General features: G+C 64.2%; 18 protein-coding genes. 2 read left to right on the top strand and 16 right to left on the bottom strand.

Translation table 11 applies throughout. The features are described 5' to 3' along the window. Positions 1-3: 3 nt before the first annotated feature. The 10 genes from gspE to gspG form a co-directional block, all read right to left on the bottom strand. Positions 4-1,428, bottom strand: coding sequence for a type II secretion system ATPase GspE (gspE, locus tag VFW93_RS02095; RefSeq protein ID WP_329692336.1), 1,425 nt, complete (start codon positions 1,426-1,428; stop codon positions 4-6). Between the two features lie 12 nt (positions 1,429-1,440). Further along, complete coding sequence (gene gspD, locus VFW93_RS02090; RefSeq protein ID WP_329692335.1) at positions 1,441-3,699, bottom strand: type II secretion system secretin GspD; 2,259 nt, start codon at positions 3,697-3,699, stop codon at positions 1,441-1,443. Between the two features lie 3 nt (positions 3,700-3,702). Continuing rightward, on the bottom strand, positions 3,703-4,635 hold the full coding sequence (gene gspN, locus VFW93_RS02085) for a type II secretion system protein N (RefSeq protein WP_329692334.1): 933 nt from the start codon (positions 4,633-4,635) through the stop codon (positions 3,703-3,705). Positions 4,636-4,651: 16 nt separating this feature from the next. Beyond that, a complete protein-coding gene (gene gspM, locus VFW93_RS02080; protein ID WP_329692333.1) occupies positions 4,652-5,170 on the bottom strand; it encodes a type II secretion system protein GspM in 519 nt (172 codons plus the stop codon). A 22-nt stretch (positions 5,171-5,192) separates the two neighbouring features. Further along, positions 5,193-6,455, bottom strand: coding sequence for a type II secretion system protein GspL (gene gspL, locus VFW93_RS02075; protein WP_329692332.1), 1,263 nt, complete (start codon positions 6,453-6,455; stop codon positions 5,193-5,195). Between the two features lie 124 nt (positions 6,456-6,579). After that, positions 6,580-7,644: a type II secretion system minor pseudopilin GspK gene (gene gspK / locus VFW93_RS02070; RefSeq protein ID WP_329692331.1), complete on the bottom strand. Its 1,065-nt coding sequence runs from the start codon at positions 7,642-7,644 to the stop codon at positions 6,580-6,582. A 7-nt stretch (positions 7,645-7,651) separates the two neighbouring features. Further along, positions 7,652-8,350 carry a PulJ/GspJ family protein gene (locus tag VFW93_RS02065; RefSeq protein WP_329692330.1) on the bottom strand — a complete coding sequence of 233 codons (699 nt, stop codon included), beginning with the start codon at positions 8,348-8,350 and terminating at the stop codon, positions 7,652-7,654. 8 nt (positions 8,351-8,358) lie between these two features. Further along, positions 8,359-8,751, bottom strand: coding sequence for a type II secretion system minor pseudopilin GspI (gspI, locus tag VFW93_RS02060; protein ID WP_329692329.1), 393 nt, complete (start codon positions 8,749-8,751; stop codon positions 8,359-8,361). Then, positions 8,735-9,250, bottom strand: coding sequence for a prepilin-type N-terminal cleavage/methylation domain-containing protein (locus VFW93_RS02055; protein WP_329692328.1), 516 nt, complete (start codon positions 9,248-9,250; stop codon positions 8,735-8,737). The genes gspI and VFW93_RS02055 overlap by 17 nt, the downstream gene beginning before the upstream one ends. Continuing rightward, positions 9,225-9,683, bottom strand: coding sequence for a type II secretion system major pseudopilin GspG (gene gspG, locus VFW93_RS02050; protein WP_329692327.1), 459 nt, complete (start codon positions 9,681-9,683; stop codon positions 9,225-9,227). Before gspG ends, VFW93_RS02055 begins: the two co-directional genes overlap by 26 nt. A gap of 178 nt (positions 9,684-9,861) precedes the next feature. On the opposite strand from gspG, the gene VFW93_RS02045 reads away from it, so the two are divergent. After that, on the top strand, positions 9,862-10,485 hold the full coding sequence (locus VFW93_RS02045) for a hypothetical protein (RefSeq protein ID WP_329692326.1): 624 nt from the start codon (positions 9,862-9,864) through the stop codon (positions 10,483-10,485). Between the two features lie 87 nt (positions 10,486-10,572). Here the strand turns inward: VFW93_RS02045 and ilvA are convergent, their stop codons facing one another. Together ilvA and VFW93_RS02035 are read right to left on the bottom strand one after the other, a co-directional pair. Then, positions 10,573-12,168 (bottom strand): threonine ammonia-lyase, biosynthetic, encoded by a 1,596-nt coding sequence (ilvA, locus tag VFW93_RS02040; protein WP_329692325.1) that lies wholly within the window; start codon positions 12,166-12,168, stop codon positions 10,573-10,575. Positions 12,169-12,212: 44 nt separating this feature from the next. After that, complete coding sequence (locus VFW93_RS02035) at positions 12,213-13,475, bottom strand: oxygenase MpaB family protein (RefSeq protein ID WP_329692324.1); 1,263 nt, start codon at positions 13,473-13,475, stop codon at positions 12,213-12,215. Between the two features lie 130 nt (positions 13,476-13,605). Between VFW93_RS02035 and VFW93_RS02030 the strand changes: the two genes are divergently transcribed. Next, positions 13,606-14,700, top strand: a complete 1,095-nt coding sequence (locus VFW93_RS02030) for an AraC family transcriptional regulator (RefSeq protein WP_329692323.1) — start codon at positions 13,606-13,608, stop codon at positions 14,698-14,700. Between the two features lie 85 nt (positions 14,701-14,785). Here VFW93_RS02030 and VFW93_RS02025 read toward each other — a convergent pair whose 3' ends face one another. From VFW93_RS02025 to atpA, 4 genes are all read right to left on the bottom strand, one after another. After that, the gene (locus tag VFW93_RS02025) at positions 14,786-15,202 is read right to left on the bottom strand and encodes a F0F1 ATP synthase subunit epsilon (RefSeq protein ID WP_035036739.1); all 417 of its coding nucleotides are present in this window, start codon (positions 15,200-15,202) and stop codon (positions 14,786-14,788) included. A 145-nt stretch (positions 15,203-15,347) separates the two neighbouring features. Beyond that, positions 15,348-16,757: a F0F1 ATP synthase subunit beta gene (gene atpD, locus VFW93_RS02020; protein WP_329692322.1), complete on the bottom strand. Its 1,410-nt coding sequence runs from the start codon at positions 16,755-16,757 to the stop codon at positions 15,348-15,350. Between the two features lie 36 nt (positions 16,758-16,793). Further along, entirely contained in the window at positions 16,794-17,660 is an 867-nt protein-coding gene (atpG, locus tag VFW93_RS02015) for a F0F1 ATP synthase subunit gamma (RefSeq protein WP_329692321.1), read from the bottom strand. A 13-nt stretch (positions 17,661-17,673) separates the two neighbouring features. Beyond that, complete coding sequence (gene atpA / locus VFW93_RS02010) at positions 17,674-19,227, bottom strand: F0F1 ATP synthase subunit alpha (RefSeq protein ID WP_329692320.1); 1,554 nt, start codon at positions 19,225-19,227, stop codon at positions 17,674-17,676. Between the last annotated feature and the right edge of the window lie 14 nt (positions 19,228-19,241).

The raw sequence follows: 19,241 nt of genomic DNA, 5'->3' as shown, positions 1-19,241 counted from the left end.
TCCTTATTCCCGCGTAACCCGCAGGACTTCTTCGAGAGAGGTCACACCCTCGGCCACCAGGCGGTCGCCGTCATCACGCATGGTGCGCATGCCGGCTTGCTGGGCGCGCTCGAACAGCTTGGCTTCAGAAGCCTGCTCATGGATCAGGGCGCGGATGTCATCGTCGGCCACCATGAGTTCGTACACGCCGGTACGCCCCTTGTAGCCGCTCATGCCGCATTCGCTGCAGCCAACGGGGTGCCACTTGCCGTGATCGTCTTCGCGCTTGCAATGCGGGCACAGCTTGCGCACCAGACGCTGCGCGAGCACGCCCAGCAAGGACGACGACAGCAGGAAGGGCTCGATACCCATGTCAGTCAGGCGGGTGACGGCACTGGGTGCGTCATTGGTGTGCAGCGTGGCCAGCACCAGGTGACCTGTCAACGAAGCCTGCACGGCGATCTGGGCGGTTTCCAGGTCGCGGATTTCACCGATCATGATGACGTCCGGATCCTGACGCAGGATGGCGCGCAGGGCCTTGGCGAAGGTCAGGTCGATCTTCGCGTTGACCTGGGTCTGGCCGATGCCGGGCAGCTCGTATTCGACAGGGTCTTCCACGGTCAGCACATTGGTGGTCTGGGCGTCCACCGTGCTCAAGCCCGCATACAGCGTGGTCGTTTTACCCGAGCCGGTCGGGCCGGTCACCAGCACGATGCCGTGAGGCTGACGCAGCAGGCGCTTGAAGCGATCCAGCGAATCGCCGCTCATGCCCATCGATTCGAGCGTGAACTTGTTGGCGTCGCCCTTGTCCAGCAGACGCAGCACCGCGCGCTCGCCGTGGGCCGAAGGCAGGGTCGAGACCCGCACGTCCACCGCGCGGCCACCGATCCGCAGGCTGATGCGGCCGTCTTGCGGCAGGCGCTTTTCAGAGATGTCCAGCTCGGCCATGATCTTCAGGCGCGAGATCAGGGCCGCGTGCAAGGCCTTGTTGGGCTGCACGACTTCACGCAAGGTGCCGTCCACACGGAAGCGCACGGCAGACGAACGCTCGTAAGGCTCGATGTGGATGTCGGAGGCGCCGTCCTTGGCCGCCTGTGTCAGCAAGGCGTTGAGCATCCGGATGATGGGCGCATCATTGCTGGATTCGAGCAGGTCTTCCACTGCGGGCAGGTCCTGCATCATGCGAGACAGGTCCACCGCGCTTTCGACTTCGCCGACCACGGCCGCCGCACTGCCCTCGCCAGCCGCATAGGCCGTGGCAATGCGTTGCGCCAGGGTCTCGGCAGGCTCCTGCTCGATGGCGTTGACCACGTACAGCCGCATCACCTCGGACAGCGCCGACGGAGACACAGCCGCGCTGGCCCACAGTGTGGTGCGCTCTTCATCGCACTCCAGCAGCAGGCCGTTGGCCTTGGCAAAGGCGTAAGGAAGGGGGTGACGTGCGCCCATGGCTTGCGATCCTTACTTGCCGCTGGAAGGTTGCGGCACCAGCTTGGGTGCGTAGCCTGAGTCAGCGGGCATCACGACCGTCGGGGCAGGTGCATTCGGGTCATCCAGCGGCTGACGCACGGGCGGCATCGACAGCTTGTTGCTGAGCTTGAGCGGATCCATCAGCGGCGCCTCATTGACCGGCAGCACGCTGCTCTTTTCTGGTTGAGACGCCACCTGACGCTGGCGCATGTACTCATAGCGGTCCATGGTCAGGTTGTTGCTGTCGTCTTGCGTGCGCATCACGACGGGGCGCAGGAACACCATCAGGTTCTTCTTGGAATGCTCGCGTGCACGGCTCTTGAACAGGTTGCCGAGGATGGGGATGTCGCCCAACACGGGCACCTTGGTGTCGCCGTCGTTGTACGAGTCGGACAGCAGGCCACCGAGCACCAGGGTCTGACCATCATCGACCACCACGGTGGTTTCGATCGCGCTCTTGTTGGTGGTCAGCCCGCTGGAGGACGACTTGCTGGAAGCATCCACCGACGAGTTCTCCTGGAACACCGTCAGGCGCACGGTACCGCCTTCGCCCACTTGCGGGCGCACACGCAGCGTCAGGCCGACGTCCTTGCGCTCCACGGTGGTGAAGGGGTTGACGGAGCCGGAACTCGACGTGGCACCATTGGTGTATTGCCCGGTCACGAACGGCACGTTCTGACCCACCACGATCTTGGCCTCTTCGTTATCCAACGCCACCATGTTCGGCTTGGACAGCACATTGCCGTCGGCATTCTGCTCAAGGAAGCTGGCCAGCGCGCCCAGGTTGTAGGTGCCATCTGCCATCTTGTGCAGGAAACCGACGTTGAACCCGCTCAAGCCCTGGATGGCCGACTTGGATGTGACGCCAAACAGGCCGGGGATCTTGGACTCCGACGTGCCGGTAGCCAGGCTCGTGCCCGCACCGATCACGTTGTTGTTCCCGGCTGCCGCGGCCCACTGGAAGCCGACCTGGGCCAGTTTGCTCTCGTCAACCTGAACGATCATGGCTTCCACGTAGATCTGCGCACGACGCCCATCGAGCTGGTCGATCACGGCACGCAACTGCTTGTACAGCGCATCCGTGGCGGTGATGATCAGCGAGTTCGTGCTGGGATCAGCCTGGATGAACCCACCCGTGGACGGCCCGGCCGACGCGGCCACAGGGGCCGTCGATTGTTGCGAGGCCCCACCGCTGGAGGCCGTGTTCTGGGCCCCCCCCATGCTGGATGTCGGCATGCCGCTGGCGCCCGAACCGGTGGTCGAGCTGCCACCAGAAGCCCCACCACCAGAACCACCAGCCCCCGGGAAAGCTGCGCGCAGCACCTGCGCCAGCTTCACGGCATCAGCGTTCTTCAGGTAGACCACATGGATGCCGCTGCCGCCCAGGCCTGCCGTACCCGGACGGTCCAGGCGCTGGATCAGGTTGCGCACGAGCGTCATGCGCGCCGCATTGGGTGCGCGCACCATCAGCGTGTTGGTGCGCGAGTCAGACAGCACCATGGTGGTCTGACCACCAGCCGCAGCGAGGGCGCCCGGAGTCTGACCACCACCATCTGCCAGCTTCTGCACCACGGGCGCCAGGTCGGCGGCAATCGCGTACTGCAGCGGGATCGCTTCCATGTCGGTGGCCATGGGGACATCCAGCGCCGCGATCATCTGGCCGATACGCTTGAGGTTGTCGGCGTAATCGGTGATGACCAGGGTATTGGTCGACGCGTTGGCGTTGATCGTGTTGTTCGGGCTGATCAGCGGACGCAGCACCGTCACCAGGTTGTTGGCGTTTTCGTACTGGATGCGGAAAATCTGTGTCAGGACCTGATCACCCGACTGCTTGACCGCGCCAACCTCCACCGTGCCAGTCTGCAGCTTGGCCTCGGCTTCGGGCACGACCTTGAGCAGGCCAGCCACCTCGACGAGGCTGAAGCCCTGACCACGCAAGGCCGCCAGGAAGTTCAGATAGGCCTCGCGTGCGGTCAGTGGTTGATCGCTGTACAGCGTGATGGCCCCCTTCACCCGCGGATCGACCAGGATCTGGCGGTTGATGATGGCCGACATGGCCCGCGCCACGCCTTCGATCTCGGCATTGACGAAGTTGAGCGTGACCATAGGACCAGCCGGCACCTTCTTGGGCGCTGCGGTCGCGGCCACCGCCATGCCAATGGGCAGCAAGCCACCGGGCCCGAAGGTCAATGCCATGGCCACGATGAGCGCGGTAGCACGGGGGCGAGTCAGCTTGGGATGGGTCTTCATGACTTATCCGATCGAAATGACAGAACGGTCGCCTTCGCGGCGCCCGATGATGTTCAACAAATTGTCCAGTGCGCCCTTTTCGGCTTCACTGGCGCGCGCTTCTCCGCGAAAGCGCATGCCGCCGGGGCTCACACCCCCTTGGCCAGACAGCTGCAAAGCGCCGTCTACCGTGATCAGGGACATCTGCAACTGCCCCTGTGCATCACTGCCCAGATCCAGTCGATAGGACCCCAGGCGATCCAGCGTGGTCACGCGCGAAGACACGTTGTCCAGCGCCAGGTCAGCCTGCCCCAGGATGCGTGCGCGCCCTTGCACCACCTCGATGCTCAGGTCACGGGCGGACAGACGCAACACGCCGCCCAGTTGCAAGGTGTTCCAGGGCGTGCCCAGGCCACCCAGCCAGGCCGCGGGCCAATGCCCGATTTCGCCTTGCGACTGCATCGCCGCCACCGACGTGTCGGTGGTGGAGGTCTGCAGACGCACATCGGTCTTGATGCGCCCCAGGCCAAATTCAACCAGCACCACCACCGGGGTGGGCATGCAGCAATCCTGCTGCAGCGTCAGGCGCAAACCCATGCCTTGCAGGCGCATGCGCCAGTTCAGCCGCCCAGGCAGCGCACGGGCATCACGGCTGCCTGTGCCGCCGGTCAGGACGGCCACGGCGTCACCCTTCCAGATCGTGCCCTGCGACTCCGCCAGCAACAGGCGTTTGCCCGTCAACTCGACCACGCCCTGGGCCAGCCAGCTGGCAGGTGCATAAGCCACCATGCCCACCAGCGCACCGATGCCTGCGCCCCACCAGCCCCAGCGGCGACCGGCCTTGCGCATGTTTTCCCAGCGGGCGATTTCCATCGTCGACTCGAGCCAACGCGTGGTCAAGGCGCCCGCCCCCTGCATCCAGGCAGGGCGTTTGTTGAGGAAGGGGATACCAGCCATGCGGATCAGTCCGGCCTCAACGGCCGCCTCCCGCGCCTGGGCCCAGCGCCAGCACGATGCTGCCGGAATACACACCGGGCTCCACCTGCATCAGGCCGGCCTCGGTCGGCTTGGCACGAGCCGCTCCCCGGGCTTCGTCCAGCCATGAGGCCAGCGCGTCGCCCGACACTTTGTTGATCGTGAGCGTCGCCCGGTCACCCTGGATGGCCAACCTGGCGCCCGCGCCCAGCCGATCCGTGGCGGACTTCAGGGCCGCCTCCGATTGCGCAGGCGGCACGGGTGGGCGCAGCTTGAGCATCTGCGTTTCATCCGCCAGCCGGCGCATCTGGTCGAGCTGGCCGTCCAGTTCACGCAATTGTGCAGGCGCGTCGCTCAGGGTGCGCCAGGCGGGACGCACGCCCACCATGATCACCAGCGTCAGGCCAGCCAGCCAGGCGGCCGCCAAGGCAATCTGGCGCTCGCGCGGGGCCATGGCGGCCCACCGGGTCTGCCACTCCTGCTTCAACGCTTGAAATGAGGATGATTGATTCGCCATCTGAATGCTTTCGAGGTTGGCCTCAACCGTTCGTGCGGCGCACGGTCAGCCGGCCATCGCCGGACTCGACCTGAACGCCCGCTGCGCTCAGCTTGCTGCGGAACTGTTCCAGCTCGGCCGGGCCCCAGGAGGCGGGCGGCATCAGCGTGAGGGCATTGCCGTCGTATTGCAGGCCGGCCGTGGGCTGCTCTGGCGGCCAGGCACTGGCCACCGCTGCCATCAGGGCTTCGAGATCGTTGCCGCCGGCCTGACCGGCCATGGCACGCAAGGCCTCGGTTTCGCGACGCATCTGGGCAGGTGCGTCGAGCACGGCCTGGACCTGCGGGTGCGCCTGCTTGAGCAGCGTCACCATGGCGGCCTTTTTGGATTTGACCAGCTGAGATTGCTGCCAGGCCCACAGATTGAGGCCCAGCACCTGTGCGCCCACGAGTGCCAGCAGGCCCATGCGAGCGGGACGCCACTGCGGGCTCATCACGCGACGCCACTGGTCGCTGAGGGCATGCAGCCCCTTGCTGCGCGGCGTCAACTCGAACTGCAGGATGTTCCAGATGGAACGCGCGGCCAGCAGCAGGTGCTCGGCCGGGCTTTGCACCGACACGGCGCGACCCAGCCAGCGCTCGGCCGGCGACGCCACCGGGGGCGTGGCAAAGAAGCGCGCCTGAACCGGCAGCGGATCAGGCAGCAGGCTGCGCGACAGGCTACCCGCCACAGGCCAGGTGGCCACGCCATCACCGGTCGACCAGGTCAGCAGCATGTCGGAGCCGGGCTCCTCGGTGTTGCCTGCGCCATAGTGCTCTTCATGGAAGTAGGCCGTGGGAGGCTCGTCCGGCGCGATGCTGGGCACCACGCGCTCCACGCGGATCTTGGCTTTTTCCAGCGCCATGAGCTGGCTGGTCAGCCAGGTGTGGTCACAGGCCGCGATCCAGGTTGGCGCGCCCACCTTGGGCAAGGGCGCCACCGCCAGATGCAGGTTCTCGGGATCGTCCAGCAAAGCCTCTTCCAGCATGCTGGCCAGTGCCGCACGCAAGCGCGCGGCCGGGGCCTTGGGCAGCGTCACACGATGCCAGCTCAGATCGGTGGGTGCCATGACCGCCACCACGCTGTCCGCCTTGGGCAACATGGGCGCAGAACAGCGCCCCTGACGCGCCACGGACATCCCGTCCACGCTGAGCACATAGCTGTACTCCTTCGCCCCGGATGCCGAAGGCGCGGCACTGGCTTCCGCCGCAGCCGCGTCGGCACTCAGGCGCGCGCGCGCCGGCAGTTGAATGATGAGAATGCTCATGCCCAGACGGTCAGGTTTTCAGAATTTTTCAGCATCCAGCATAGATGCCAGCGCATTGTAGGAGCGCTGGAATAGCGCCCATTTAAGGATTGATACCTGCTTTGACAGTAAAGAATGCCCCTCATCATGGGGTCGCGCCGGCATCCGCAGCCTTGTCGAGTCCGGAAAAACGGGACTGGTGTCGCACGACAACGTCATTTCCACCGCTCGTGCGCTCCACCAGGTGGCGCTGCTCGATGATGTTGTCCTCGAAACGCAGGCGACCTCTGACCTCGAAATAGTCGGATCGGATGGACAGTCGCTTCACGTCCCAATCCGGCGACACCTTGCCGACCACCTCGGTGAAAGCACCGCTGTTGCCACTGAGATCGTCCTTGAACGGCTTGCGTTGCCGCGCCTGAACGATGCGCGCCGCACGCGCCAGATCCAGCCCGGGCACCACGGCCGCGATCACCTCCTTGGCCGCGGTGTTGATATTGACCGTCGACTCGTTGTTGGGCAGCAAGGTGACGTAAGGCCGCAAACGCTCCAGGGTACCCGCGTCCAGCCCCAACCACAAGATCTGATCGAATGTCTGCGGCACCAGCGGCGCCTGGGCACGGCCCTGCTCGCCGCCGAGCTTGTTCAGCGCGTCCGGATCCGACAGGGACGCCACCGCCAGGACCGATTTGCGCAAGGACTCGGCGATGCCGTCGGCCAGCGAAGGCGACATGCTCAATGACTCCAGCAGCCGCTTGAGCACCTTGACCTCCTCCGGATCCACATCCCCCGTGCTGGCCAGCAGCCGCCGCAGGTTGTACTTGGCTTGCGCATCCTCCACCTTGCCGGAGAGGAAGGCCTCGGGCGCGTCCTCGGCATCGGCGCTGTTGTTGTTGCTGTCCGAGGCCAGGAAGGTGGAAAGCCGCGCCTCCGCCAGGGGAATGGCCCAGGGCTCGCCCAGGTGGTCGGACTTGTCCGTCGATTTGGCGTCTTCCCGCAGGATGAGGCGAGCCCAGTCCAGCGCACCGCTGAGCACCCAGCTGGCCTGGGTGCGGATCCGCTCCGCGCCCTCCACCTGGGTCGCGCGCCATTGCTGCCAGACCATGGAGGCGGCCAGCGTGGCCACCAATGTCACGATCACCATGGCCATCAGCAGCGCCGCGCCGCGCTGGTGCGCTCGATGGGGCAAGGAGGGTGTGAAACGGTTCATGGGCGACTCAGTTCTGCGTCGGCTGAGGGGCCAGCATCATGTCGCGGGTCAGGGTGCCGCCAAAACCACTGCCTTCACCCAGCGTCAACTGGCTGCGCAGGGCATTGGGCAACTGTTCACGCAACAAACCGGAAAGGCCGCTTTGCCCTCCCGTAGCACCGGAGGCGGCGCCTTGCGCAGCCGCCGTCTGGGAAAACACATTGCCCGTGGACTGGCAGTTGCTCATGTTGCCGCTGCGGAAGCAGTACACCTGCCATTGCTCCACGCCCTTGAGCGCGGTCAGCGTGCCCGGCTCCTTGCCGCGCAACTGGTAGGAGCTCATCCAGTACTTCTGCAACTCGCCCACCTTGTAGGTGACCGGGCTGCTCCAGCGAAGCAGGCGGCCGCGCTGCACGTACCACACCACGACCTGCACGCCCTCGGCGGTCCGCCGGGTCAGCCGCAGGTGGGCGCCATCAAACTGCAAGCCATTGACGATGACGGTGTCGATCACCTGCCCCAGGTCGGCCTCCATCTGGGTCATCACCGACTGCAGGCGCAGCGTCTGCTTGAGGTTGCCGTCGGCCACCTGGCGGGCCGTGCTGATGCCGTCCATCCCCTTCCAGGCCGTGGCCGCCAGCACCGCCAGGATCAGCAGCGACACCAGCACCTCGATCAGCGTGAAACCGCGCTGGCGTGCAGGGTGGCGAGCACGAGGGGTCGGCATGGCGGTCATCAGAAACGCGGCAGCACGGTGGACAACTTGACGATGGGCTGCTCTTGCTCGTCCATCACCTGCGCATCCACGCGCCGAAAGTTGATATTGGGGGTCGGCCGCACCGTCAGGTGCCCGGGGAAGGTGCGTCCCAGTTGCTGGCAGGAGAAATCGCTGTCGCCGACCGGCGGGTAGATCTTGCCCAGCTTGAGCGCGGTGATCTGGTTTTCAGCGCACCACTGCGCCATGGTCAGATCGCGCATGCGCTGTGCGTTGAGCGTCAGGCCACCGGCGGCCTTGATGCCGGCCGACAGCGTCATGGCCACGATGGCCAGGGCCACCAGTACCTCGATCAGGGTCATGCCCCGGTTCGACGGCGACATGACCAGGCGCACTTCAGCCTGCGGACGCATTGGCGGCCTCCTGCTGTTCAGTGCCATCTTGCTGCTCGGCATCGCCGGTGAGTACATCAAAGGCACCCAGGCCGTCCGTGCTGATGATGATCTGCTTGTCTTCCAGGCGCAAGATCACGCTTTGCGCGCCGATGACGGGCTCGGGGCCCAGCACGATGCTCTTCGCGCCGGCCACTTCCGCCTTCACGTCAGGCTCCAGCCATTTGAGTGGCGGCATGAGTGCAGGCGGCATGCCCAGAAATTGATAGTCCGCCTCGGGCCCGTTGGGCTGCGGCACCCACAGCACGGTCATGGCGCCGGCACGCGCCTGCGTACGGGCCGACTCCAGCAGGGCGATCAGGCGAGCGGCTTCACGCTCCAGGCGCGTCGCCGACGGATCGGGAATCGCAAATGAAACGACAGCGGTGGTGATCGCGATCATCGCCACCACCACCATCAGTTCAAGCAAGGTAAAGCCGCCTGCGCGGCGAGCCTTACTGCCAGGAGCCGATATCGGCATCGCGGCCTTCGCCACCGGCCTGGCCATCCGCACCGAAGCTGAACACATCGACGGCACCCTTCACGCCAGGGTTGACGTATTGATAGGCGCGCCCCCATGGGTCATTGGGCAGCTTTTCCAGATAGGGCTTCCAGTTGTTCGGCACGGGCGAAGCCGTCGGCTTGGTCACCAGGGCCTGCAGGCCTTGTTCACCGGTGGGGAAACGCTGGTTGTCGAGCTTGTACAGCTTGAGTGCCTGCATCAGGTTGCTGACGTCGGTGCGCGCCGCCGTGACGCGGGCATCGTCAGCCCGATCCAGCACATTGGGCACGATCAGGGCGGCCAGCAGCCCGATGATCACCAGCACAACCATCAGTTCGATCAGGGTGAAGCCACGTTGCAAGGCAGAGACGGCCTCCCGGGCACGTTGAGGGGTACGCGCAAACATCGTCATGTGAATTTCCGAAAACAAACTGGCCATGGGACACCGAATTCGGCAACTTGGTTCCCATTGAACAACAAGGGCGCCAGCATGCACGAGGACGGGACCGGTTCGATGCGGGATGAACCCGAGGTTCAAAGGCCACTTTCGGGCGCACGACGCATCGAACACCCATCATAATGGCCGGATCATGGCATCACGCATCTTCGCCCTCATCATTTGGGCCGCCGTCGCGGCGAGTCTGGCGTACTGGGGCCTGCGCTGGTTGGCCCGACCTACGGGTGTACCCGCCAACGCGACACCGGTGTCGCTCGATGGTGGCACGCAGGGCGACCTGCACCGCCTGCTGGCCGGCCCGATCAAGGCCTCGGCGCCCACGGCAGATCCGTCTGCCGCATCCGCCCTGGCCAGCCGCCTCAAGCTGATCGGCGTGGTCGCACCGCGCGTTGAAGGCGACGGTACGGGCGTGGCCCTGCTGTCCATCGACGGCAAGCCCCCTCGCGCCGTGAAGGTCGGTGGCGTGATCGAAGGCGATCTGGTGCTCAAGTCCCTCAGCCAGCGAGGCGCTGCCATCGGCACGATCGATGGCCCCGCCACCACCACGCTGGACCTGCCTTTGTTGCCTGCCCCCATCACAGGCGCCCTGCCCCCGGTCAGCGGCTTCACCACGGAAGGTGGCCCCGGAGCGCCTGGCATGACCCCGCCTCCGCCGCCAAACGGCATGGTGGGTGCAACCGGCTCGCTGGGTGCGCCGGAAGGTGGCCCACCCGGTGGCATGCCGGGCCGCATGATGCCCACAGGTCGCCCGAACTGATCTGATCAGGCCACGCGGCTGACAGGCTCCCCAACAAAAAGCCCTGAGGTGATGCTCAGGGCTTTTTTCATGCGGGCAACGACAACATCAGCGCAGGAACAGTCGGTAAACCGGATTGCGCGTCTCGTCCACGTAGACGTAACCCAGCTTGTCCAGGAAGGGCTTGATGGATTTGGTTTCGGCCTTGGGCACTTGCAGGCCCACGAGGATGCGACCGTAGTCGGCGCCCTGGTTGCGGTAGTGGAACAGGCTGATGTTCCAGCCCGGCGGCAGGCTGGTCAGGAAGGTCATCAAGGCACCGGGGCGCTCCGGGAAGATGAAGCTGTAGAGGCGCTCACCTTCGGCCAGGGAAGAGCGCCCACCCACCATGTGGCGGATATGGGTCTTGGCCAGTTCATCGTGGGTCAGGTCGACCGTCTTGAACCCTTGCGTCTCGAACTGCTTGACGATCTTCCTGGATTCGCCCTTTTCGCTCGTCGTCAGGCCCACGAAAACATGTGCCTGCTTCTCGTCGGAGATGCGGTAGTTGAACTCGGTCACGCTGCGCGGGCCGATGGTTTCGCAGAAACGCTTGAACGAACCGCGCTCCTCGGGGATGGTCACGGCCATCAGGGCCTCGCGCTGCTCACCCACCTCGGCGCGCTCGGCCACGAAGCGCAGCCGGTCGAAGTTCATGTTGGCGCCACAGTTGATGGCAATGTAGGTCTTGCCCTGGCCGCCGTGGCGCTCGGCGTACTGCTTGACCGCGGCCACGCCCTGCGCACCGGCGGGCTCCACGATGGAGCGGGTGTCCTGGTAGATGTCCTTGATGGCGGCGCAGACCTCATCGGTGCTGACGATCACGAAGTCATCGACCAGCGACTGCGTCAGGCGCATGGTCTCTTCGCCCACCAGCTTCACGGCCGTGCCGTCCGAGAACAGGCCGACGTCCTGCAGGGTGACGCGCTTGCCGGCCTTGACCGAGCGCACCATGGCGTCGGAGTCGCTCATCTGCACGCCGATGACCTTGATCTCGGGGCGCACGGCCTTGATGTAGGCGGCCACGCCGCTGATCAGGCCACCACCGCCGATGGCGACGAACACGGCATCGATGGGACCGCTGTGCTGGCGCAGGATTTCCATGGCCACCGTACCCTGGCCGGCGATCACATCCGGATCATCAAATGGGTGCACGAAGGTCATGCCCCGCTTGCGCTCCAGCTCCTTGGCGTGCAGGGCCGCATCCGAGTAGCTCTCGCCATGCAGCACGATCTGCACGTTGTCGCCACCGAAGGCACGCACGGCATCGATCTTCACCTGCGGCGTGGTGGTGGGCATCACGATGGTGGCCTGGCAGCCCAGGCGGCGTGCGCCCATGGCCACGCCTTGCGCGTGGTTGCCCGCCGAGGCGCAGATCACGCCCTTTTCGAGATGCGCGCGGCTCAGGTGCGCCATCTTGTTGTAGGCCCCACGCAGCTTGAAGCTGAACACGGGCTGCTTGTCCTCCCGCTTGAGGAAGACCTGATGACCCAGTCGACGCGACAGGCTGCGGGCTTCGTCCAGCGGGCTTTCAATGGCCACGTCGTAGACCCGGCTGGTCAGGATCTTTTGCAGATAGTCCTGAATGGTCAAAGGCCTGGTCTTGGGTTTGGCAGCAGCCTTCCTGGTCGGGGCCTTGCTGGCAGCCTTGCGCGCGGTGGACATGAATCGGGCTCCGTGGTCGAAGTCTGTGGTTGGAGCCCTACAGTCTATCGTGCCTGCTTCTCATGCTGCGGCGCGCCGCCGGTCAGATGTTGTGGAGGTCGGGCGCCCAGGAGCACCTGAAGGTAGCGCCTTTGCGTGTCGCGCCCTCGTTTCGCCCAGGCCGACAAGCCACCCGGGAGCAGATGGATCAAGGTGGTGCGCATGGCCAGCGGCACCATCATCAGCAAGGGATACCAGGGCAAGGTTGCAGGCAAACCCAGCGCACGCATGCCCGACGTGCCCACGAACCATCGCACCAGGCTCAGATGGCGCGCCTTGTTCATCCGCCCCCGCAAGCCAGGCAGATTGGCATAGTGACGTTGCAGGGGCTCGTCCATGAGTGCGCGCCCCAGCATCACGCTGCTCTCGTCGGCACCGGCCTGGCTCAACACGTTCTGATAGAGCGCCGCCCGGCCTTGTTGCTCGTCGTCACTCAACAAGCCAGGCTCCACCCCCATCAGCCAGCCGATGTAGCGCCACAGGTGCATGACCGCCTGCGACTCCCGCGTCGACAGCCACACCCCTGTGGTCTTCAAGGCCACGATCTGCACCACGCTGAAGGCCAGATAGGTGGCCTGCATGTCCAATTGATTGACAGGCAAGCCCAGCTTGTTCTCGTCCCATTTGCCACCGTGCAGCAATTGATGGCGCACCAGCGCATGCATGACACGCACGCGCAGCGTCATCGTGAAGCCGGCCCCGCCCGGCGCCATACCCCCGTCGTCCGTGCACGCCAGCCACCACGTGGTGGTTTCCGCCACACGACGTTGCGCCCCTTTGTGCAGGGAGCCCGTCATGATGAGGGTCTGGTTGATGGCCGAGGCCTGGTAGCCGGCCATCAGGCCTGCATCACGCAAGACCATCATGCCGTGCAGCCCGGTGGACTGGAGCACACGCGCGCCCAGCGCCAGCTCATCGGCGTCCACCCAGTCGGGCCAACCTTGGGTTGCCTCGATGAAGCGTCGCAAGGGCGCTGGCATGTCCTGCGAATTTGCAGCCCCCGCATGCAAGGCCCGTTCGAACAAGCCCCAGGCGCGGGCCATGCCCAGTTCGTGCATCCAGGCCACCAGATCGTCGGCCAGCTTGTCCCCACGCCACAAGGCGTCGCCCATTGCCTGCCAGGCGGCTTCGTCAGGCTCCGGATTGCCTTTGATCAGCAGGCGCAAACGGCTGGCCATCTGGCGTGCCGCCGGCAGATCGGCACCATGGCGAGAAGGATGGGGCTTGTGAGGAGCGCCTGCGAGCTGGACCTTATCATTGGCCGACATGTGTTGAACTGTCATCATGATGTTGTGCTGAACGTGGTGGAGGTGGGATGCTCACCATGCTGAGGCACAGGCACCGCCGGATCATTGACCGACCATGCACACCGCTTGACCGCAGAACACCTGGGTAACCATGACCATCGCCACCCGCCAGCCTTCAGACAAAGCCTCACGCGGCTTCCAGGCGAGCTTCGTGCGCGTGCTGCCCGATACCGTGAGCGCCCGTGGTCTGTCTGCGGATCCCGTCTGGGCGGCACTCGGCCTTCGGCCCGATCACATCACCGATGGCGCGCGCATACCCGCCGCAGCGCTGAGCCAGGCCCTGGAGATCGCCAGCGAGTTGACGGGCGAGCTGCAAATCGCGCTACACGCTGCCCAGGCCGTGCGCCCCTTGCACCTGGGCAGCCTGGGCTACGCCTTGATGAGCAGCGCGGTGGGCGAGGATGGCTTGAGGATGTTCGAGCGGTTTCAGACCTTGTTGTGCGACGAGTTCCTGGCGCAGCACCGGGTCGTCAAAGGCCTGATCGAGATACGGCACGAGCCCATCGACATTCCCCTGCCTCGGCACGTCGCGTTCTGGTGGTTCCTGGTCGGCGCCCGGCTGAGCTTTGCACGCTGGGTGTACGGCAGGCGGGATCTCGTGCCCGTACGCATTGACCTGCCTTGCCCGCGCCCGGCACCGGCTCAGGCAGACATCTTCGATCGCTTCGTTGGCATCGCCGTTCGCTATGACACGCCCGACTGCCGCGAGCTGATGCCTGCGGACTGGCTGGCCTGGCTCAACCCCAACGCCGACCCCGCCATGCACCAGCTCATGGCAACCCGTACGGCCCAGCAACTTGCACAGCGCCCCTCCGGTGACACCATGTTGATGCGAGCCCGACTGGTGCTGGCCGAGCACATGCGCCAGGGCATCGAGCTGCACCTGGAAGGCGTCACACACGCCGTGGCGGCCAGCGATGCCCAATGGGCTGGTGTGACGCCCAGGCAGCTGCAAAAGCGCCTGGCAGAGCAAGGCCTGAGCTTCAAGGAACTGGTGGAAGAAGTCCGCCGAGAACGTGCGCTGCGCCTGTTGAGAGACACCGCCCGGTCCATTGGCGAGATCGCGCAGGACTGCGGTTACACGGAAGTCAGCCCCTTTCACCGCGCCGTGCGCCGCTGGACGGGCTTGACGCCGCTGCAAGTCAGGCAGCAGGCCTTGAGTGGCCACGATACCGAGCAGACATGAAAAAAGCCCGCGGCAGCGCCAGCGGGCTTCGGGTTGACTGACAGACGGCCGCGGCGAACGCCAGGCCGTTGCGAGTCGAATCAGATCACTTCTTGCGCAGACGGGCGATGGCAGCCAGTTGAGCCACCATGGTGGCCAGCTCGCTTTGAGCCTTGGCCAGATCCAGTTCGCCCTTGGCGTTCTGAACGGCTTCCTGAGCCAGACGCATGGCCTCGTTGGCCTTGGCCTCGTCCAGGTCCTTGCCGCGGATGGCGGTGTCGGCCAGAACGGTCACGCAACCAGGTTGCACTTCCAGAATGCCGCCGGCCACGAAGACAAACTCTTCTTCCTTGTTGTCGGCGCGCTGGATGCGCACGGCGCCCGGCTTGATCCGGGTGATCAGCGGAGCGTGCTTGGGCAGAATGCCCAGCTCGCCCACTTCACCGGGCAGGGACACCAACGTCGCTTCACCCGAAAAGATCGACTCTTCGGCGGAGACAACATCAACGTGAATGGTGGACATGCTTTGTTTCCTTTGACGCTCTATTCAAGCGTGTAAAAAGGACTCAGCACCAAGCGATCGGTTGCCAGGCAAGGCGCCGCGCGCATACATAGCGGAAGCTATGTAGAGCACGGCAACGCCGCATGGCAGCCGAGCGCGCCGGTGCTTAGGCCTTTTTGGCCTTTTCGAAGGCTTCGTCGATGGTCCCGACCATGTAGAAGGCTTGCTCAGGCAGTGCATCGCACTCGCCGTTCACAATCATCTTGAAACCACGGATGGTTTCCTTCAGAGGCACGTACTTGCCAGGCGAGCCCGTGAACACTTCGGCCACGTGGAAAGGCTGCGACAGGAAACGCTGGATCTTACGAGCGCGGGCAACCAGGAGCTTGTCCTCGGGAGCCAGTTCGTCCATACCCAGAATCGCGATGATGTCGCGCAGTTCCTTGTAGCGCTGCAGCGTGTTCTGCACGGCGCGGGCCACGGTGTAGTGCTCTTCGCCCACCACGTTCGGGTCCAGCTGACGCGAAGTCGAGTCCAGCGGGTCCACGGCAGGGTAGATACCCAGCGAAGCGATGTCACGAGACAGCACGACGGTGGAGTCCAAGTGAGCGAAAGTCGTAGCAGGCGACGGGTCGGTCAAGTCGTCCGCAGGGACGTAAACGGCTTGAATCGAGGTGATCGAGCCAACCTTGGTCGAGGTGATGCGCTCTTGCAGACGGCCCATTTCTTCAGCCAGCGTAGGTTGGTAACCCACGGCGGAAGGCATACGACCCAGCAGAGCGGACACTTCGGTACCGGCCAGTGTGTAGCGGTAGATGTTGTCCACGAAGAACAGCACGTCACGGCCTTCGTCACGGAAGGACTCGGCGATCGTCAGACCGGTCAGCGCCACGCGCAGACGGTTGCCTGGAGGTTCGTTCATCTGACCGTAAACCATGGCCACCTTGGACTCGCCCAGGTTCTCCAGGTTCACGACGCCGGAATCGGCCATTTCGTGATAGAAGTCGTTACCTTCACGGGTACGCTCACCCACACCAGCGAACACCGACAGACCCGAGTGAGCCTTGGCGATGTTGTTGATGAGTTCCATCATGTTCACGGTCTTGCCCACACCGGCGCCACCGAACAGACCGACCTTACCGCCCTTGGCGAACGGGCAAACAAGGTCAATCACCTTGATGCCGGTTTCCAGCAGCTCTTGCGAAGGCGACAGTTCGTCGTATGCAGGAGCCTTGCGGTGGATGGGAGCCGTTTGAGCCTGGTCCACAGGACCGCGCTCGTCGATGGGCGTGCCCAGCACGTCCATGATGCGACCCAGGGTAGCCGGGCCCACGGGCACGGTGATCTGGGCGTTGGTGTTGTACACCTGGTTGCCGCGGCGCAGGCCGTCGGAAGAACCCAGCGCGATGGTACGGACGATGCCGTCACCCAGCTGTTGTTGCACTTCCAGGGTCAGGGCGGAGCCGTCCATCTTCAGGGCGTCGTACACCTTGGGCATCTGGTCGCGGGGAAATTCCACGTCCACCACGGCGCCGATACACTGAACGATCTTGCCCACTGTTTGCGTGTCAGCCATTTTTCGTTCCTTCAATCAATTCAAAATCTGCGTGAATCAAACCGCGGCCGCACCGGCGACGATTTCGGACAGTTCCTTCGTGATGGCGGCCTGACGGGTCTTGTTGTAGACCAGCTTCAGTTCCTTGATCACGTTGCCTGCGTTGTCTGTTGCGGCCTTCATGGCCACCATGCGCGCGGATTGCTCCGACGCCATGTTCTCGGCCACAGCCTGATAGACCAACGCTTCGACATAGCGAACCATCAATTCATCAATCACCGCGACAGGGTCCGGCTCATAGATGTAGTCCCACTGGTGCGTGGTTTCGGCTTGCAGCGCGCTCGCGTTCAGCGGCAGCAGCTGCTCGACCATGGGCTCCTGCTTCATCGTGTTGATGAAGCGGGTGAAGCACAGATAGACCGCGCTCAACTCACCAGCTTGATAAGCATCCAGCAGCACCTTGACAGGGCCGATCAGCTTTTCCAGGTGGGGGGTGTCCCCCATCCCGACCACGCTCGACACCACGTTGGCGCCGATGCGGTTGAAAAAGCCTGCAGCCTTGTTGCCGATGGCGACGACGTCAGCCTTGACGCCGCTACCTTCGAGCTCCTTGAGCTTGTTGGTGACAGCGCGCAGCACGTTGGTGTTCAAACCACCGCACAAGCCTTTGTCAGTGCTGACCACGATGAAGCCCACCTTCTTGCCACCGGTGTTGGTGACCATGAAGGGATGGACGTACTCGGGGTTGGCATGAGCCAAGTTCGCCGCGATATTGCGCACCTTTTCAGCGTAAGGACGGGCCGCACGCATGCGGTCCTGTGCCTTGCGCATCTTAGAAGCCGCGACCATTTCCATGGCCTTGGTGATCTTCTTGGTGTTCTCGACGCTCTTGATCTTGCCGCGTATTTCCTTGCCTGCCGCCATGGCGTGCTCCTATTTAGGCGAAGGTCTTCTTGAACGCGACGATGGCCGATTGCATTTCGGCTTCAGCGTCCTTGTCCAGGGCCTTCGAGGCTTCGATCTTGCTCAGCAGCGCAGCGTGGCTGGTCTTCAGGAACTGGTGCAGACCAGATTCGAAGGCCAGGATCTTCTTGACGTCCACGTCGTCCATGAAACCCTTGTTCACGGCAAACAGTGTGGCACCCATCAGGGAGATCGGCAGCGGCGAGTACTGAGCCTGCTTCAGCAGTTCGGTCACGCGGGCACCGCGGTCCAGCTGCTTGCGGGTTGCGGCGTCCAGATCGGAAGCGAACTGCGCGAACGCAGCCAGTTCACGGTACTGCGCCAGGTCGGTACGGATACCGCCGGACAGGCCCTTGATGATCTTGGTCTGAGCAGCACCACCCACGCGGGACACGGAGATACCGGCGTTGATGGCGGGACGGATACCAGCGTTGAACAGCGACGTTTCCAGGAAGATCTGGCCGTCGGTGATCGAGATCACGTTGGTAGGCACGAAAGCGGACACGTCACCGGCTTGCGTTTCAATGATCGGCAAGGCCGTCAGCGAACCCGTCTTGCCCTTGACTTCACCCTTGGTGAAGGCTTCGACGTAGTCGGCGTTCACGCGGGCTGCACGCTCCAGCAGACGCGAGTGGATGTAGAACACGTCGCCGGGGAAAGCTTCACGACCGGGAGGACGACGCAGCAGCAGCGAAACCTGACGATAGGCCACGGCTTGCTTGGACAGGTCGTCGTACACGATCAGGGCGTCTTCACCGCGGTCGCGGAAGTATTCGCCCATGGCGCAACCGGAGTAGGCCGACACGAACTGCATGGCAGCCGAGTCAGAAGCCGAAGCGGCCACGACGATGGTGTACTCCATGGCGCCAGCTTGTTCCAGCGAGCGCACGACGTTCTTGATCGACGAAGCCTTCTGACCGATGGCGACGTAGATACAGGTGACGCCCTGGCCCTTCTGGGCGATGATGGCGTCGATGGCCACAGCCGTTTTACCGGTCTGACGGTCACCAATGATCAGTTCGCGCTGACCACGGCCCACGGGCACCATCGAGTCGATCGACTTGATACCGGTTTGCAGAGGCTGCGACACGGATTCACGGGCGATCACACCAGGGGCGATCTTCTCGATGGGAGAAGACAGCTTGGCGTTGATCGGGCCCTTGCCGTCGATAGGCTGACCCAGCGGGTTCACCACGCGGCCAACCAGCTCGGGACCAACGGGCACTTCCAGAATGCGACCGGTCGTCTTGACGGTGTCGCCTTCGGAGATGTGCTCGTAGGCACCCAGAATCACGGCGCCGACGGAGTCGCGCTCGAGGTTCAGGGCCAGGCCGTAGGTGGGGACGCCGGAGGCGTCAGCGGGGAACTCCAACATTTCGCCCTGCATGGCATCGGACAAACCGTGCACGCGGACGATACCGTCGGTCACGGAGATGACGGTACCTTGGTTGCGAATGTCGGCAGCCGCGCCGAGACCTTCGATGCGGCTCTTGATCAGTTCGGAAATTTCTGCGGGATTCAGTTGCATTGCTTTGCTCCCAG

Source organism: Aquabacterium sp., from assembly GCF_036279675.1.
Lineage (GTDB): Bacteria > Pseudomonadota > Gammaproteobacteria > Burkholderiales > Burkholderiaceae_C > Aquabacterium.
The sequence above is the reverse complement of the archived record's forward strand: the minus strand, read 5'-3'. Positions and strand labels throughout refer to the sequence as shown.

Bases quoted from the DNA above. Each gene is read 5' to 3' on its own strand.
- gspE (WP_329692336.1), bottom strand. From the start codon at position 1,428: ATGGGCGCACGTCACCCCCTTCCTTACGCCTTTGCCAAGGCCAACGGC.
- gspD (WP_329692335.1), bottom strand. From the start codon at position 3,699: ATGAAGACCCATCCCAAGCTGACTCGCCCCCGTGCTACCGCGCTCATC.
- gspN (WP_329692334.1), bottom strand. From the start codon at position 4,635: ATGGCTGGTATCCCCTTCCTCAACAAACGCCCTGCCTGGATGCAGGGG.
- gspM (WP_329692333.1), bottom strand. From the start codon at position 5,170: ATGGCGAATCAATCATCCTCATTTCAAGCGTTGAAGCAGGAGTGGCAG.
- gspL (WP_329692332.1), bottom strand. From the start codon at position 6,455: ATGAGCATTCTCATCATTCAACTGCCGGCGCGCGCGCGCCTGAGTGCC.
- gspK (WP_329692331.1), bottom strand. From the start codon at position 7,644: ATGAACCGTTTCACACCCTCCTTGCCCCATCGAGCGCACCAGCGCGGC.
- VFW93_RS02065 (WP_329692330.1), bottom strand. From the start codon at position 8,350: ATGCCGACCCCTCGTGCTCGCCACCCTGCACGCCAGCGCGGTTTCACG.
- gspI (WP_329692329.1), bottom strand. From the start codon at position 8,751: ATGCGTCCGCAGGCTGAAGTGCGCCTGGTCATGTCGCCGTCGAACCGG.
- VFW93_RS02055 (WP_329692328.1), bottom strand. From the start codon at position 9,250: ATGCCGATATCGGCTCCTGGCAGTAAGGCTCGCCGCGCAGGCGGCTTT.
- gspG (WP_329692327.1), bottom strand. From the start codon at position 9,683: ATGACGATGTTTGCGCGTACCCCTCAACGTGCCCGGGAGGCCGTCTCT.
- VFW93_RS02045 (WP_329692326.1), top strand. From the start codon at position 9,862: ATGGCATCACGCATCTTCGCCCTCATCATTTGGGCCGCCGTCGCGGCG.
- ilvA (WP_329692325.1), bottom strand. From the start codon at position 12,168: ATGTCCACCGCGCGCAAGGCTGCCAGCAAGGCCCCGACCAGGAAGGCT.
- VFW93_RS02035 (WP_329692324.1), bottom strand. From the start codon at position 13,475: ATGTCGGCCAATGATAAGGTCCAGCTCGCAGGCGCTCCTCACAAGCCC.
- VFW93_RS02030 (WP_329692323.1), top strand. From the start codon at position 13,606: ATGACCATCGCCACCCGCCAGCCTTCAGACAAAGCCTCACGCGGCTTC.
- VFW93_RS02025 (WP_035036739.1), bottom strand. From the start codon at position 15,202: ATGTCCACCATTCACGTTGATGTTGTCTCCGCCGAAGAGTCGATCTTT.
- atpD (WP_329692322.1), bottom strand. From the start codon at position 16,757: ATGGCTGACACGCAAACAGTGGGCAAGATCGTTCAGTGTATCGGCGCC.
- atpG (WP_329692321.1), bottom strand. From the start codon at position 17,660: ATGGCGGCAGGCAAGGAAATACGCGGCAAGATCAAGAGCGTCGAGAAC.
- atpA (WP_329692320.1), bottom strand. From the start codon at position 19,227: ATGCAACTGAATCCCGCAGAAATTTCCGAACTGATCAAGAGCCGCATC.